At 51.5% G+C, this 14,341-nt stretch carries 17 protein-coding genes; 15 read left to right on the top strand and 2 right to left on the bottom strand.

Going from position 1 to position 14,341, the window contains the following annotated elements; all coding sequences use genetic code 11:
* Positions 1 to 16 precede the first annotated feature (16 nt).
* The gene (locus tag HGH92_RS30105; RefSeq protein ID WP_247655090.1) at positions 17 to 514 is read left to right on the top strand and encodes a GNAT family N-acetyltransferase; all 498 of its coding nucleotides are present in this window, start codon (positions 17 to 19) and stop codon (positions 512 to 514) included.
* A 61-nt stretch (positions 515 to 575) separates the two neighbouring features.
* The gene (locus tag HGH92_RS30100; RefSeq protein ID WP_168874560.1) at positions 576 to 989 is read left to right on the top strand and encodes an EamA family transporter; all 414 of its coding nucleotides are present in this window, start codon (positions 576 to 578) and stop codon (positions 987 to 989) included.
* Positions 990 to 1,033: 44 nt separating this feature from the next.
* On the opposite strand, the gene HGH92_RS30095 is transcribed toward HGH92_RS30100, so the two are convergent.
* The gene (locus HGH92_RS30095; protein WP_247655089.1) at positions 1,034 to 1,690 is read right to left on the bottom strand and encodes a helix-turn-helix transcriptional regulator; all 657 of its coding nucleotides are present in this window, start codon (positions 1,688 to 1,690) and stop codon (positions 1,034 to 1,036) included.
* A gap of 137 nt (positions 1,691 to 1,827) precedes the next feature.
* On the opposite strand from HGH92_RS30095, the gene HGH92_RS30090 reads away from it, so the two are divergent.
* The 8 genes from HGH92_RS30090 to HGH92_RS30055 are packed head-to-tail and all read left to right on the top strand — an operon-like array spanning position 1,828 to position 8,368.
* Positions 1,828 to 2,397 carry an NADPH-dependent FMN reductase gene (locus HGH92_RS30090; protein WP_168874559.1) on the top strand — a complete coding sequence of 190 codons (570 nt, stop codon included), beginning with the start codon at positions 1,828 to 1,830 and terminating at the stop codon, positions 2,395 to 2,397.
* 39 nt (positions 2,398 to 2,436) lie between these two features.
* Complete coding sequence (locus HGH92_RS30085) at positions 2,437 to 2,763, top strand: HesB/IscA family protein (protein WP_168874558.1); 327 nt, start codon at positions 2,437 to 2,439, stop codon at positions 2,761 to 2,763.
* A 13-nt stretch (positions 2,764 to 2,776) separates the two neighbouring features.
* Positions 2,777 to 4,222, top strand: coding sequence for a Fe-S cluster assembly protein SufB (gene sufB, locus HGH92_RS30080; RefSeq protein ID WP_168802817.1), 1,446 nt, complete (start codon positions 2,777 to 2,779; stop codon positions 4,220 to 4,222).
* A gap of 44 nt (positions 4,223 to 4,266) precedes the next feature.
* The gene (gene sufC / locus HGH92_RS30075; RefSeq protein WP_078670616.1) at positions 4,267 to 5,031 is read left to right on the top strand and encodes a Fe-S cluster assembly ATPase SufC; all 765 of its coding nucleotides are present in this window, start codon (positions 4,267 to 4,269) and stop codon (positions 5,029 to 5,031) included.
* Between the two features lie 13 nt (positions 5,032 to 5,044).
* A complete protein-coding gene (gene sufD / locus HGH92_RS30070; RefSeq protein WP_168874557.1) occupies positions 5,045 to 6,355 on the top strand; it encodes a Fe-S cluster assembly protein SufD in 1,311 nt (436 codons plus the stop codon).
* A gap of 10 nt (positions 6,356 to 6,365) precedes the next feature.
* On the top strand, positions 6,366 to 7,613 hold the full coding sequence (locus tag HGH92_RS30065) for a cysteine desulfurase (protein ID WP_317166463.1): 1,248 nt from the start codon (positions 6,366 to 6,368) through the stop codon (positions 7,611 to 7,613).
* Between the two features lie 15 nt (positions 7,614 to 7,628).
* On the top strand, positions 7,629 to 8,057 hold the full coding sequence (locus HGH92_RS30060; RefSeq protein ID WP_168874556.1) for a SufE family protein: 429 nt from the start codon (positions 7,629 to 7,631) through the stop codon (positions 8,055 to 8,057).
* On the top strand, positions 8,054 to 8,368 hold the full coding sequence (locus tag HGH92_RS30055; RefSeq protein ID WP_168874555.1) for a DUF59 domain-containing protein: 315 nt from the start codon (positions 8,054 to 8,056) through the stop codon (positions 8,366 to 8,368). The genes HGH92_RS30060 and HGH92_RS30055 overlap by 4 nt, the downstream gene beginning before the upstream one ends.
* A 59-nt stretch (positions 8,369 to 8,427) precedes the next feature.
* Here HGH92_RS30055 and HGH92_RS34400 read toward each other — a convergent pair whose 3' ends face one another.
* Positions 8,428 to 8,517 carry a hypothetical protein gene (locus HGH92_RS34400; protein WP_343746160.1) on the bottom strand — a complete coding sequence of 30 codons (90 nt, stop codon included), beginning with the start codon at positions 8,515 to 8,517 and terminating at the stop codon, positions 8,428 to 8,430.
* Between the two features lie 305 nt (positions 8,518 to 8,822).
* On the opposite strand from HGH92_RS34400, the gene HGH92_RS30050 reads away from it, so the two are divergent.
* The 5 genes from HGH92_RS30050 to HGH92_RS30030 all read left to right on the top strand — a co-directional run bounded on the left by HGH92_RS30050 (position 8,823) and on the right by HGH92_RS30030 (position 14,335).
* Positions 8,823 to 9,728 (top strand): DnaJ C-terminal domain-containing protein, encoded by a 906-nt coding sequence (locus HGH92_RS30050; protein WP_168874554.1) that lies wholly within the window; start codon positions 8,823 to 8,825, stop codon positions 9,726 to 9,728.
* A gap of 12 nt (positions 9,729 to 9,740) precedes the next feature.
* The gene (locus tag HGH92_RS30045; RefSeq protein ID WP_168874553.1) at positions 9,741 to 10,025 is read left to right on the top strand and encodes a chaperone modulator CbpM; all 285 of its coding nucleotides are present in this window, start codon (positions 9,741 to 9,743) and stop codon (positions 10,023 to 10,025) included.
* A 310-nt stretch (positions 10,026 to 10,335) separates the two neighbouring features.
* A complete protein-coding gene (locus HGH92_RS30040; protein ID WP_168874552.1) occupies positions 10,336 to 11,646 on the top strand; it encodes an SWIM zinc finger domain-containing protein in 1,311 nt (436 codons plus the stop codon).
* Between the two features lie 126 nt (positions 11,647 to 11,772).
* Entirely contained in the window at positions 11,773 to 13,242 is a 1,470-nt protein-coding gene (locus HGH92_RS30035) for a DUF5691 domain-containing protein (protein WP_168874551.1), read from the top strand.
* A gap of 13 nt (positions 13,243 to 13,255) precedes the next feature.
* The gene (locus HGH92_RS30030) at positions 13,256 to 14,335 is read left to right on the top strand and encodes an ATP-binding protein (protein ID WP_168874550.1); all 1,080 of its coding nucleotides are present in this window, start codon (positions 13,256 to 13,258) and stop codon (positions 14,333 to 14,335) included.
* Positions 14,336 to 14,341: the final 6 nt, after the last annotated feature.

Raw genomic sequence — 14,341 nt, 5'->3', positions numbered from 1 at the left:
TTTCTTTATCAGACATATGATGCATTTGCAGTACCGGGACGCGGTCCCCGGTGATTTACCACAGATCGTTGAGATTTATAACAGCACCATAGCGGGCAGGATGGTAACGGCAGACACTTCGCCGGTGACCGTGGAAAGCCGGCAGGCCTGGTTTCTGGCACACAATCCGGAGCATCGTCCCTTGTGGATGGTGTATGATGGCACGGAGCTGGTGGGATGGATCAGTTTTTCTTCTTTTTACGGCCGGCCCGCTTACGATGGCACGGTAGAGGTGAGCATTTACCTGGCGGAACATACGCGTGGCAAGGGTTACGGAAAGCTGGTGCTGCAACATGCCATTGATGTGGCGCCGAAATTTGGTATCCATACCCTGTTAGGTTTTATTTTCGCGCACAACATTCCCAGCCTGAAGTTGTTTCATGCCAAAGGGTTTGCGGAATGGGCGCATCTGCCTGATGTGGCCGTGCTGGACGGGCAGGCCCGGACGCTGAAGATATTAGGCCTCAAAGTGTAAACATTCTACGTAATTCGTAATTCGTAATTCGTAATTCGTAATTCGTAATTCGTAATTTATTATGTGGTGGATATATGCTTTATTATCAGCTGCATTTGCGGCGCTGACAGCGATTTTTGCCAAGATAGGCGTGGCGGACGTGCCTTCCAATCTGGCCACGGGCATCCGTACCATTATCATTTTACTGGTGGCATGGGGCATTGTGCTGGCAAGAGGGGAATATAAGGGAGTGACGCTGACCAGGCACACTTTGATATTTCTGGTGTTGTCCGGCCTGGCTACCGGTTTCTCGTGGATCTTTTATTTTAAGGCGTTGCAGATAGGCAAGGTGTCGCAGGTGGCGCCGGTGGATAAGCTAAGTGTGGCGTTGACGATCATTTTGTCCGCCATTTTCCTGCAGGAGGCGCTTACCTGGAAAACGGCGATTGGTGCCTTACTGATAATTTCAGGCACCCTGGTATTGATCATCAAATAGCTGGCAGCTGTCTGATAATATCAAATCATTCAATGCCGGGTTGATTAAATGGCAGGGACAGTGTTTTGTCTGATTTTGTAGACACAGCGGCGGGCGCCATTGATGATATGGTCCAGGCGTGTCACCTGTACCTCTTCGCCGATAACACTGATAAAGGTATTCATCTCTGAAGTACAGATATTGTCGCAGGTAGCGGCAGCGCAGCAGATAGGGCAGTGATTTTCAATGAAGAGGAACACATCTCCTTCTTTTCTCCATTCTGCCAGGTATCCTTCGCCGGTGCGGATGGCCGCAAAGGCGGTCAACCTGTTTTCGATGCCGTTAACCCCTTCCAGGGCGGTATTATATTTCTCCTGTTGGTTCTTTTCGCGTGCTTTGATCACATTGGCCAGTGCTTCGGGGCCCAGTACCGTTTTAATGGTCTGGATGATGTCTACCGTGAGTTCGGTATGACTGTCCGGGAAGCGGGCATTGCCAAGCGGGGTCAGGCTCCATATTTGCATGGGGCGGCCGACGCCTTTGGATATACTTTCAAACTGCAACAAGCCCTCTTCAGCCAGCTTTACCAGCTGCAGGCGGGCGCCTTCCGTGGTGATACCCAATTCACCGGCCAGTTCGGCAGCAGACAGGGGGCCCTTGGTCTTGATCAGCATCAAAAACCTGTCAGCGGCATTTTTGGTTCGTGTTGGATATTTTTCCAAGTTATTACTTGTTTTATTGTAAATGTCGTAATTTTGTGGGAGCTAAAAAAAAGAAATTTGAGATTTAGATGATTTTAAGATCACATCTATCACCCGTAAATCTCATAATCTCTTAAATCTCTAAATCTTAGGTATTAATGAACGTACTCATATTTAACGGTGCCACTGACACCCGCCCTGAAGCCACCTCTAACAGGCTGGCGGCGTACCTGTCGGAAGGCCTGACAGAAAAGGGGTTACCGACCGAGATTTTCAGCCTGGCCGAGAAAGAGATCCCGTTTTTTTCCATGTTGGAAGCGGCTAAAAAGCCGGAGAGCGTGGCAGCGATGTGTGAGGCTTTCTGCAAGGCGGACCTTCAGATATGGATGACGCCTTTATATCATGGCAGCATGACGGGTGCCATGAAGAACTGCCTGGACTGGCTGGAGCTGACAAGCAAACACCAACGGCCATATTTAACCGGAAAGGTTGTAGCTTTGCTCTCCTGGGCCGACGGCACACAGGCCATGCAGGGGATCAACGCCATGGATGCCGTAGCCAAAGCATTGAGGGCCTGGGTACTGCCCTACTCTTTGCCTATCCTGAAAAATAATCTTTATGACCCGCAGACCAGCGGGTTTACTGCATTTTATAAAACCAAGCTGGATATGATGGTATCCCTGCTCTCCGCCGCGCAGTCACACGTGGCGGCCGGGACAGCAATCTGAGCCACCCGTTCAGTTTTAGCAATTTAAAAATTCTGAATTATGATAACCGTTTCAGAAAAAGCTGGAGTATATATCAAGACGCTGATGGAGACCGAACATCACGCTCCCGGCACTTTCGTAAGAGTAGGGGTAAAAGGCGGCGGTTGCTCCGGCCTTGAATATGTCATGAAGTTTGAAACAGAAGAACAGGAAGGAGACCAGGTATTTGAAGACAAGGGAATAAAGGTAGTCGTACAAATGAAGAGCCTGCTCTACCTGTATGGCACCGAACTGGACTACTCCGACGGCCTCAATGGCAAAGGCCTTTTCTTCAACAACCCGAATGCAACGAGAACATGCAGCTGCGGCGAAAGCTTCGCGGTATAAATATCAAAATCGTATGATGAACAGTAACGAAATAATAGATGATATAGCCAATAAGGAGTACGAGTTTGGCTTTACCACCGATATTGAAATGGATATCGCTCCTCCGGGGCTGAATGAAGATATCATCCGCTTTATTTCCGCTAAAAAGAATGAACCGGAATGGCTGCTGGAATGGCGCCTTAAAGGCTTTGCCGCCTTTAAGAAAATGCAGTTCCCCACCTGGCAGCACTTCGAAATGCCGGAGCTGGACCTGCAGGCGCTCTCCTACTATGCCGCTCCCAAAAAGAAAAAACAACTCAACAGCCTCGATGAAGTAGATCCGGAACTGCTGGCCACCTTCGAAAAACTGGGCATTCCGCTCAATGAACAGAAGGCCCTCGCCGGTGTGGCCGTAGACGCCGTATTTGACAGCGTGTCCGTAGCCACTACCTTTAAAGGCAAACTGAAAGAGATGGGCGTTATCTTCTGCTCTTTCGGTGAAGCGGTACAGGAATACCCTGACCTGGTAAAAAAATACCTGGGCACCGTAGTCCCTCACTCTGACAACATTTTCGCCGCGCTGAACTCCGCTGTGTTTTCTGACGGCTCATTCACCTATATTCCCAAAGGCGTACGCTGCCCGATGGAACTGAGCACCTACTTCCGTATCAATGCCCAGAACACCGGCCAGTTTGAACGTACCCTTATCATCGCCGATGAAGGCAGCTATGTGAGCTACCTCGAAGGCTGTACCGCCCCCATGCGCGACGAAAACCAGCTGCACGCCGCTGTAGTGGAACTCGTAGCCCTGGACCATGCGGAAATCAAATACTCTACCGTACAGAACTGGTACCCCGGCGATAAAGACGGTAAAGGCGGTATCTACAACTTCGTGACCAAAAGAGGCATCTGCAAAGGCAACGCCAGCAAGATCTCCTGGACACAGGTGGAAACAGGTTCCGCTATCACCTGGAAATATCCCAGCGTAATCCTGCAGGGCGACTACTCCGAAGGGGAATTCTACTCCGTGGCCGTAGTACGCAACAAACAGATCGCAGATACCGGTACCAAAATCCACCACATCGGTAAAGGCACCAAAAGCCGTATCATCTCCAAAGGCATCTCTGCCGGCAGAGGCGATAACAGCTACCGCGGCCTCGTGGCCGTTGGCCCCCGTGCCGATAACGCCCGTAACTTTACCCAGTGCGACTCCCTGCTGATCGGCAACGATTGCGGCTCCCACACTTTCCCATATATCGAATCACGCAACAAAACCGCGATGATCGAACACGAAGCCACCACCTCCAAAATCGGAGAAGACCAGATCTTCTATCTGAACGCCCGTGGCATCGATACGGAAAAAGCAGTGGCCCTGATCGTAAACGGTTACGTGAAGGAAGTACTGAACCAGCTCCCCATGGAATTTGCCGTGGAAGCACAGAAATTATTATCTATCACACTTGAAGGAAGCGTTGGATAATTCGCTTATCCAATTAACTACATACAGAACGAAATAAAACAATCATGCTGACGATTAAAAATCTGCACGCAGAAGTAGAAGGGAAACAAATTCTGAAAGGCATTAACCTCGAAATAGGTAAAGGCGAAACACATGCCATCATGGGCCCCAACGGTTCCGGCAAAAGTTCGCTGGCCTCCGTGCTCGCAGGCCGTGACAACTATACCGTTACCGAAGGGGAAGTATGGTTCAACGGTAAAAACCTGCTGGACCTGTCTCCCGAAGACCGTGCCCGTGAAGGCGTATTCCTGGCGTTTCAATACCCTGTTGAAATTCCGGGCGTATCCAACCTGAACTTTCTGAAAACAGCCCTCAATGAAATCAGGACCTACAAAGGCCTGCCTACCATTGAAGGCCGTGACTTCCTGAAACTGACCAAAGAGAAACAACAGCTGGTAGACTTTAACGCCAATCTGATGAACCGCTCCCTGAACGAAGGTTTCAGCGGTGGTGAAAAGAAACGCAACGAAATATTCCAACTGGCCATGCTGGACCCTCAACTGGCCATCCTCGACGAAACAGACTCCGGTCTGGATATCGACGCCCTGCGTATCGTTTCCAACGGCGTTAACAAACTCCGTGACGCAGAAAAATCTTTTGTAGTCATCACCCACTACCAGCGCCTGCTGGAGTACATCGTGCCTGACTTTGTACACGTGCTGTACAACGGCCGTATCATCAAAACCGGCACCAAGGAACTGGCCCTGGAACTGGAAGAAAGAGGCTACGACTGGCTGAAGGAAGAGTTACATTTGAAAGAATCAGTATAAGAAGCATACCATTATGACGAGTGATATTACATTGCCTTTTTACCAGGCGTTAACGACCGATGTAAACGCATTATCGACCTGCCAGGCGCAGGACGATCTGCAAGACGTCCGCCGGGAGGCTCTGGAGCGCTTCTCAGTGTTGGGTCTTCCTACACTGAAAACAGAAGCATGGCGTTATTCCAACATACAACGTTATCTGAAGGAATTCCCTTATGAACTGTTGTATGCCACCACTACCGTGCCCGCCTCCGTGGTAGCCCAGGCTGCCATTCCGGAGCTGGACTGCTACCGCATTGTGCTGGTAAACGGCCAGTTGCAGGCAGACCAGTCTGAACTGCCCGCCGGCAAAGGTATTACCATCGGCGCCCTCAGCGCCCACACACAGGCGCCTGGTTTCACCAAGTGGTTCAACAAACAGCACCACCTGGCCCAGGAATCACTGGCCACACTGAACACCGCCCTCTTCGCCGACGGCCTGTTTATAGAACTGGCCGCCAACACGGTGATCGACAAACCGGTACATATCGTTCATGTATACACTGCCACACAGCATGCCTTTATCCAGCCCCGCCACCTGTGGGTGCTGAACAGGAATGCCGCCGCTACCATCATCGAAAGCTCCGTTCATCCGGGCGCCGACGTGGTGACTTTCGCCAACAGCGTACTGGAAACAGTCGTGGAAGACAATGCGGAACTGTGGCATTACAATATCCAGCAGGGCGACCAGCACTTCCGTGAAGTGCATACTACCGCCGCCCAGCAACAGGCCAACAGCCGTTACCATCATTTTAATTTCACCCTGCCCGGTACCCCGTTCACCCGCAACAACCTGAGCGTGGCACTCAACGGCAGCTATACGGAAACGAACCTGAACGGCCTGTATCTTGCCAACGGCACACAGCATGTGGACAACCATACTTTCATGGACCACATCATGCCTAACTGCAACAGCAACGAACTGTACAAAGGAGTACTGCTCGACAGCGCCAACGGCGTTTTCACCGGCAGGATACTTGTACACCAGGAAGCACAGAAAACCAATGCCTTCCAGCAGAACAACAACCTGCTGCTGGGCGCTAAAGCAGATATCAACTCACAACCGCAGCTGGAAATTTATGCAGACGACGTAAAATGCAGCCACGGTTTCACCGCCGGACAGTTCAGCGAAGAATCCATGTTCTACCTGCGCTCCCGCGGTATCGGGGAAGATGCTGCCAAAGCACTGATGGTAAATGCGTTCTCCCATGATATTACAGACGAAGTAAAGGTACCTGCCCTGCAACATTATCTGCAGGAACAGATTGCCGCCATCATGAACAACTAATACCCATCCAATGGAACATATTGCTAACATAGAAACCACAGCCCTGGACGTAAAGCAGATCAGGAGGGACTTCCCTATCCTGCAGGAACTGGTGCACGGCAAACCGCTGGTATACCTCGATAACGGGGCTACCACGCAGAAGCCGCTGACAGTTATAGAAACAGAAGCCCGGTATTACGAAGAATATAACAGCAATGTGCACCGCGGCGTCCACCATCTGAGCCAGGAAGCCACCAACGCCTACGAAAAAGCCCGTGAAATTGTTGCCGGCTTTATCAACGCAGCGCATACCCACGAGGTGATCTTCACCAAAGGCACCACCGACGGGATCAACCTGGTGGCCAATACCATAGGCCGCCGTTTCCTGAAGGAAGGTGACAGCGTGATCATCTCCGCCATGGAACACCACTCCAACATCGTTCCCTGGCAGATGGCCTGCGAAGAAAGTGGCGCCACCCTGAAAGTGATCCCTATCAATGAGAAGGGAGAACTGAAGATGGACGCGTTTTCCGCCCTGCTGGACGACACGGTGAAAATGGTAGCAGTAACGTATGTTTCCAATACAATGGGCACCATCAACCCGGTAGAAGAAATCATCGCACAGGCACATGCCCGTAAGGTCCCCGTACTGCTGGACGCCGCACAGGCCATCCAGCATATGAGCATCGACGTGCAGGCCCTGCAGGTGGATTTCCTCGTTTTCTCCGGACATAAAATTTACGGTCCCACCGGCATCGGGGTACTGTACGGTACCACTGAATGGCTGAACAAACTGCCTCCCTACCAGGGTGGCGGTGATATGATCAAGACCGTTACTTTTGCCAAAACTACCTATAACGAACTGCCCTATAAATTTGAAGCCGGTACACCGCATATTGCCGGCGCCATCGGTTTAGGGGCAGCGATCAGATACCTGCAGCAGACAGGCCTCGACAAAATCCAGCAATGGGAAGAACAACTGCAGGCCTATGCACTGGAGCAACTGCGGCAGATAGATGGCATCCGCTTCATCGGCGATGCCGCCCGCAGAAGCGGCGCCATTTCCTTCCTGATACACGACATTCACCCGTTTGACCTCGGGGAATTGCTGGACCAGCAGGGAATTGCCGTAAGAACAGGGCACCACTGCTGCGAACCGCTGATGGATGAGTTTAAAATCCCCGGCACTGTTCGCGCATCGCTCACCTTCTATAATACGAAGGAAGACATTGACAAGCTGGTAGCCGGTATCAATCGGGCTGTGTCCATGCTGCGGTAAAAGGAGACTACTATTATGACGATCAACGAAAGACAGGATGAAATAAAGTCCGACTTTGAAGTAATGAGCAACTGGGAGGACAAATATGAATATATTATCCAACTGGGCAAAGACCTGCCGCTCATTGCAGAAGAATACAAGACACCGGAAAATCTGATCAAAGGCTGTCAGTCACGCGTGTGGCTGCACACCGAGCTCAGAGATGGGAAACTGTTCTTCACCGCCGACAGCGATGCCGTGATCACCAAAGGGCTGGTAAGCCTGATGATTTACGTGCTGTCCGGACATACGCCGAAAGAGATAGCCACCGCGGACATCTACTTTATCAATGACATCGGCCTGAGCAGCCATCTCTCCCCCACCCGCTCCAACGGGTTGCTGAGCATGCTCAAACAGATGAAACTTTATGCAGTAGCCTACCAGGCAAAAACAAACCAGTCATGAGCGAAGAAGCAACATTAAGGGAAAAGATAGAAGAACAGCTGAAAACCGTATACGACCCGGAAATCCCTGTCAACATCTGGGAACTGGGCCTGGTATACGCTATCAAGATCAAAGAAAACAACCGCATCGGTATTGATATGACGCTCACAGCCCCGGGATGCCCGGTTGCCGGTGACATCATCCGCGAAGTGGATGAAAAGGTACGGAATATCGAAGGCGTGTCTGAAGTAGATGTACACCTTACTTTTGATCCGCCGTGGAGTAAAGATATGATGAGCGAAGAAGCCAAACTGGAGCTTGGGTTTCTTTAATCTGACAGGCATTTCCAGGTAATTGACGATTCCCTGGAAATGCCTTTTTGTTTTGTTCCTTACATACCTCCATCTGCCACCGTCGAAATAAAACTAGCAGACGGCACAAAAAACAAACTCCCTGTTTTTGCAGTACTGAAATCCAGCAACCGGTCATAGTTCCCCGCCGGCGCCCCCAATAAACATATTGTCCAGCATTTTCTTTACCGTACTATAGAACGCCGCTTCATCGGGTGATGCTAATGCATTGGGCCGCTATCTTCTGGAAGGCGTCTTCCCGGCTGATAGGCTGGTAGTGCAAGCCTACTACAGCAGACATAACTTTCATCCGGCGATGCCCCGTAAGTAGTTTTGCTTAGGTTCATTTTTATTTGTAAATTATTCATCTGCATCGCCAACAGCGATACCCGCTCCATACAAACAGCTGTTCCCTTCAAAAAGAATATAGGATGATATGGAATACATTGACTATTACAAGACTTTAGGTGTAAACAAAGATGCTTCCGCTGACGACATCAGGAAAGCATACCGGAAACTTGCCCGGAAACATCACCCTGACCTGAACCCTGACAATCCCGAGGCTGGCAGGACGTTTCAACAGATCAACGAAGCCAACGAAGTGCTCAGCGATCCGGAAAAACGCAAAAAATATGACCAGTACGGGAAAGACTGGAAACATGCGGAACAGTTCGAGGAAGCCAGGAGACAACAAAATGCCTATAGTGGCCAGTCGCGGTATGAGGGCCATCCTTTCGGAGAAGGACAACACTATACCTATAGTGGCGGGGAAGATGATTTCTCCGATTTCTTTTCGTCTATGTTCGGCGGCAGCGGAGGGAGACAAGGCCGTTTCCGGGGGCAGGACATACATGCCAAACTCGAAATAACGCTGTCGCAGGCTTATACAACGCATCAACAAACCTTTACGGTCAACGGACAGAACATCCGCATTACTTTGCCTGCGGGTATTGAAAACGGTCAGGAGATCAAACTCGCCCACTATGGGGGACCGGGCATGAATGGCGGACCTAAAGGTGATCTGTATATCACCTTCGGGATTAAAAACGATACAAATTTTACCAGGAAAGGGAATGATCTCTACTGCGATGTGCCGTTGGACCTGTACAAGGCCATGTTAGGCGGCGAACAGGTGGTGGACACTTTAGGCGGGAAAGTAAAGCTGAAGATCGCACCCGAAACACAGAACGGCGTAACCGTACGGTTGAAAGGGAAAGGATTTCCGGTATACAAAAAAGAGGGTATGTTCGGCGATTTATATATCACCTGGCAGATCAAATTACCCACTAATCTCTCTGAGAAAGAAAAAGCACTCTTTCAGCAATTATCCGACGAACGATAAAATTATGCTGGTATGGAAAACATTGATAAACTGACAATAGAAGAATGCAGTCAGCATTACAACATCGCCACTTCTTTTATATTTGATCTGGACGATCACGGATTGATCGTGCTGACACGGGAGGAACAGGTCACTTACCTGCATTACGACCAGTTGCCTCTGCTGGAAAAATACATGCGGTTACACTTCGATTTGCAGATAAATATGGAGGGATTGGAGGCCATCAGCCACCTGTTGAAACGGGTGCAATTGCTGCAGGCCACGATCAGGCAACTTGGCGGACAGATTCCCGGTTAGCCGGACAGATAGCTGCCCCTTCTCTTTATTCAACTTTAAACAACCGTTATATTTATTTCATAATGAATATTTTACCCTCTCTACTTAAACTTCTGCTACAACCATCCTTCTTTTCTCCAAAAGATTATTTTTACGCCGGAAATTGCGTTGTTACTATATACATTGCGTAGTATTCAACGATATTTGACTTTTATTTTATGAAATTATTTAATTTGTAGCATTGTTCATCAACAGCTACTTTGACTTAATTTGGCACATGCTACGGATTAAATAACCAAGCCAATAACCAAATAATAAAATAACTGCATAATTGGACCTAACGGAAGAACAGGTGCTGGCAATGGCACCCGACGAATCGTCCCGCAAAGCGGGGAAAGAACTGGCCAGGCCGGCCAAATGGGTCAGCACCGGCTACAGTGAGGCGGCCCTGTGGGGAGAATGCCAGGGCAGCGGCAGCAAGCCTTATCAGACGCAGGTGGATACCAGCGCCATGGCTTTCCGTTGCAGTTGCCCAAGCCGTAAGTTCCCGTGTAAACATGGCGTTGGCCTTTTATTGTATTATGCCAGGGAGAAAGCCTCCTTTGTGCAACAGGAACAACCCGCCTGGGTAACAGAATGGATCAGCAAGCGCACGGAGAAAGCAGAGAAAAAGGCGCAGCAGCCCACAGAAGCCAAGCCGGTGGACGAAGCCGCTCAAAACAAAAGAACGGAAGCCCGGCACCGGAAAGTGAGCGACGGCCTGGAAGAACTGCTGCGGTGGAGCAAAGACCTTGTCCGCAACGGGATTATCGGTCTGCCTGACAAAGGCGCAGACATGTGCGAAAACATGGCCCGCCGCATGGTAGACGCACAGGCGTCCGGGCTGGCGGCCATACTCCGGGAGATGGCCGAAATCAGCTACTACAGTGATGGCTGGCAACACACCTTTATGGAGCAACTGCTGCGGCTATATCTGGCCGCACAGGCCTATGGCCATCTGGACGAACTGCCCCCCGCACTCCGGCAAGACATCCGGACGCTTGTCGGTTATGCACAGTCACAGGAAGAACTCAAAGCACAAACCGGCATCACGGACACCTGGCTGGTCCTCGGTAAACAAAGTACCGAAGACGACCGCCTCATTACTGAACGGTACTGGCTATACGGCCTTACCACCCGCCGCGCAGCGCTGGTGCTGCAATTTACGATCCGCCATCAGCCGCAGGTACAGCTGATGCCTGCACCAGGCAGCTGCATAAAGGCAGAACTGGTATATTACCCGTCAGCCGCCCCTATGCGGGCGCTGATCAAAACACAGCAGGCCACCACGGCAGCCCGCCATTTTAGCGGTCATACCGGCTGGGCAGACGTGATGACCGCCCAGACACAGGTCAGCAGCCAGTGGCCGCTCTATAACGATCAGGTATATACGATTGCCGCGCTTACACCAGTACAACGTAACGGCCAGTGGTGGCTGCGAGACGACCAGGGACAGGAAATGCAGGTACGGCCGGATTTCCGCAGCCTGTGGAAACTGCTCGCCCTCAGCGGCGGCCAACCGATACCCATGGCCGTGATCGGCCGCGAAACACAATATGAGCCCATTGGCGTCTGGCACCAGCAGGAATATAAAGTGCTGTGACCGACACCCCATATCCGTACAGGCGTAACTGTTATAAAACGCCGGTCCGGACAAAAGCCCGGTCATCTGCCTGCAGAAAAAACGTTAAGGCAGCCCGGTCCCTGAACAATAATTAAGCAAACAACGATGCAGTCCTGGAACGACATTATTAATATAGCCCTGTTGGGCACCGCCAAAAAGCAGCTGGACACCGGCAGCCTCCCCGCCCCTTTACAGGCGGCAGCAGGAACAGTGCTGGCCTCCCGTGGGACAGACCGGGAAGAACAGTTCCTGCAACTGGCCTCACTGGTGCTCAACTACCGCCAAAGCGGCGCTATGTCCGTAACCGGCGGGCCATCTACCATGACGGCGTGCGCACCGGAAACAAAACCCTATTGCGGCGCTACCGCTATCCAGTCCCTCCACCATACGCTCGACAGCGAAAATATACCGCTGCTCTACCTATGGCTGGAACTGTGCATGCGCAACAACCAGGTGCTCCCGCCCGAATACCTGCCACGCATCCTGGAAAGTGCCAGCCGCCACAAATCGCTGCGCAACCTGGCGGCAGCCTGTTGCGGCAAACGCGGTGAATGGCTGGCACAGTTCAACCGCGAATGGAACTTCTCCGTAGTTGCAGACACTACGGAAGAAATGTGGGAAAACGGCACCACAGCACAGCGCCTGGAAGCCCTCACCCGCATCCGCGGGGAACAACCGGCCGAAGCACGGTCACTGCTGCAAGCCACCTGGCCCAAAGAAAGCGCCGCGGTAAAAGCCGAACTGTTAACTGCCCTCGCTACCGGTATCAGCATGGACGACGCACCCTGGCTGGAAACACTGCAACAGGAAAAAAGCAAACAGGTAAAAGAGGCAGCCCTCACACTGCTGAAAAAAATTCCCGGTAGCAGTCTGCATGAACAATACTGGCAACTGCTGGAAAGCTCCATCCGCATAGGTCCAAAAGGGAAAATAGTGGTAACACCGGCCATTCCTCCGGATGCAGAGATCTTCAAAACCGGTATCGATAAACTCAGCAACAACGCACGCATATCGGACGATGAATACATCCTGTCTCAATTAATAGCGCTGGTACATCCACGAATGTGGGAGGAACATTTTAAGGCGTCCTTTGAAGAAGTGACAGACCTCTTCCATCACGAGAAAGCGCTCAAACCCTTTGCTCCGGCGCTGGCACAGGCTATCAGCTGGTTTGCGGATAAAAAACGTGCGCTTTCGTTTGTACAGCACAGTGATACCTTCCATATGACCCTGTTGCCGCTGCTGCCGCCCGATCAGCAGGACACCTATATCCTGCAACACTTTGATGCGCACAGCAGCCTGGTGATGAATTACGTAGGACAGCTGCAGCAGGTATGGAGCGAAGAACTGGCCATGAAGATATTCCGGTTCTGTGCAAAAAACCCATACACCTATTCACAACGCACCATGGGCGATTTTATCACGCTCATCCCCTCTTCCATAAAATCTGCGCTGGACGGGATCTCTACGGAGAACGAAAATTACCAGACCTACTGGAAATCCATTTCCATGCACCTGGTAGGACTATTACAGATCAAAACATTTATACAACAATCATTCACAAAAAACAGCTAAATTATTATATACCATGTCTGACACCTTACGCCAACACGCAGAGGCCCTGTACGCCACCGAACTGGAAGAGCTGAAAAAGCAGGACAGCGGCAAACGGCCGCACAACTGGCTGTTGTCGCCACAGGCGGTAGTCACCTACCTCATCGGCGGCAAGCTGAAAAACGGATTTGAGGTGAGCCCTAAATACATTGGCAGCAAAAGACTGATGGAGATAGCCGTGGCCACCCTGGCGACAGACCGCGCCCTGCTGCTGTACGGCCTGCCCGGCACCGCCAAAAGCTGGGTGAGCGAACACCTGGCCGCCGCTGTCAGCGGTGACTCCACCCGTATCGTGCAAGGTACTGCCGGTACCAGTGAAGAAAGCATCCGTTACGGCTGGAACTATGCCCGCCTGCTGGCCGAAGGCCCTTCCCGTCAGGCGCTGGTGGAAACGCCCGTAATGCGCGCCATGCAGGAAGGCAAGATCGCCCGTATTGAAGAACTGACCCGTATCGGTGCAGACGTACAGGACACGCTGATCACCATCCTTTCAGAAAAAACACTGCCTATACCCGAGCTGAACACTGAAGTACAGGCGGCCAAAGGCTTCAATGTGATCGCCACCGCCAACAACCGCGACAAAGGCGTCAATGAATTGTCCAGCGCACTGAAACGCCGCTTCAATACCGTGATACTGCCCGTGCCCGGCACTATGGAAGAAGAGATCGACATCGTAAAAAGAAGGGTGGAAAGTTTTGAGAAAGTAATGGAACTGCCGGCGGAAAAACCGGCACTGGAAGAAATACGCCGCATCGTGACCATCTTCCGCGAGCTGCGCAACGGTGTCACGGAAGACGGCAAAACAAAAATCAAGTCCCCCGGCGGCACGCTCAGCACCGCAGAAGCCATCTCTGTTGTGAACAGCGGCCTGACCCTCGCCGCCTATTTCGGCGACGGACGGCTGACAGCAGCTGACCTGGCTGCCGGCATTATCGGCGCAGTGGTGAAAGACCCGGTGCAGGATAAACTGGTATGGCAGGAATACCTGGAAACTGTTGTGAAAACCCGCGATGAGTGGAAAGATGTATATCGCGCCTGCCGCGATTTGCAATAACCTAAC

Origin of the sequence: Chitinophaga varians (assembly GCF_012641275.1) — a bacterium.
Taxonomy (GTDB): Bacteria; Bacteroidota; Bacteroidia; order Chitinophagales; family Chitinophagaceae; genus Chitinophaga; species Chitinophaga varians_A.
This window is presented reverse-complemented; position numbering and strand designations above follow the sequence as displayed.